Source organism: Streptomyces sp. SD15 (assembly GCF_054462255.1).
In genome coordinates, this window is record NZ_JBTLMO010000146.1 from 1 (window position 1) to 942 (window position 942).

The window sequence follows — 942 nt, forward strand, 5'->3', positions numbered from 1 at the left end:
CGCCGGCCACCGCCCTGAGGCCGCGACGGCGCCTCCGGCACCACCCGCTGGAACAGTTCCCACAACTCGTCCGGCACTAGCCGCTCAACGATCCCTGCCACGACCGGCAGCTTACCCGGCCAAATGAGATGACTTCTAAGCCTTGATTGGTGCGGCCGACCTGGCGGCCTGCTCGATCTTCGCGCAGTAGGCTGCACGGGCTTCCTCGTCGATCTGCTTCTCGAGTTCGGCGCGCAACCCGGTCCGGCCGTCGAGGCCCTCGCGCAGGATATCGGCGTGCCCGGCATGCCGGATGGACTCGCCGAGGACATGGACCATGATGGCGAACAGGTTCGTGTTGGGATAAGGCTCCGGCCACCACGGCACGTGGCCGGGGGCGTCGAGGGGAAGCTCGTTGATCGTCGCGTCCGAGTGTTCCCACGTGCGCCGGTAGAACCCGATGATCTGATCGCGGGTCTCGCCCTCGGTCGCCCACAGATCGCTGCCGTTGGAGTCCTGCCACCGGGGCAGCGGTTCCGGGGAAGGGCGGTCGAAGACCTCGCCGAAGTACCTGGCCTCGACGGTGGCCAGGTGTTTGACCAGGCCGAGGAGGTTGGTCCCGGTCGCTGTCAAAGGCCGGCGGGCGTCGTATTCGGACAAGCCGTCGAGTTTCCAGAGCAGCGCCTTGCGGTCCCGCCGCAGTCTCCCGTGCAGGTTGTCTTTCGCGAATTCATCGATCATGCGGCATGAGCCTGCCATGGGCTGCTCGTGGTCTCAAGATCCCGTACGTGGTCCGCAACGACTGGCAGAGCCGAGGCCTGGCCATGGCCGCCGCCCTGACCTGCTACAAGAAGCTCGCGAAACTTGCCACGTGAGACAACCTCTTACTGATCGTTTCAGAATGAGGTTCGGAGTCGTCTCAAGCAGATGATGCTGCAGGCGAGTTGGAGTAGGCCGAGGTGG

At 65.1% G+C, this 942-nt stretch carries 2 protein-coding genes; one reads left to right on the forward strand and one right to left on the reverse strand.

Annotated elements, in window-relative coordinates; all coding sequences use genetic code 11:
- Positions 1–135 precede the first annotated feature (135 nt).
- Entirely contained in the window at positions 136–720 is a 585-nt protein-coding gene (locus ACX28W_RS43930) for a DinB family protein (RefSeq protein ID WP_459005696.1), read from the reverse strand.
- Positions 721–725: 5 nt separating this feature from the next.
- On the opposite strand from ACX28W_RS43930, the gene ACX28W_RS43935 reads away from it, so the two are divergent.
- Positions 726–854 (forward strand): hypothetical protein, encoded by a 129-nt coding sequence (locus ACX28W_RS43935; RefSeq protein ID WP_257548903.1) that lies wholly within the window; start codon positions 726–728, stop codon positions 852–854.
- Positions 855–942 lie beyond the last annotated feature (88 nt).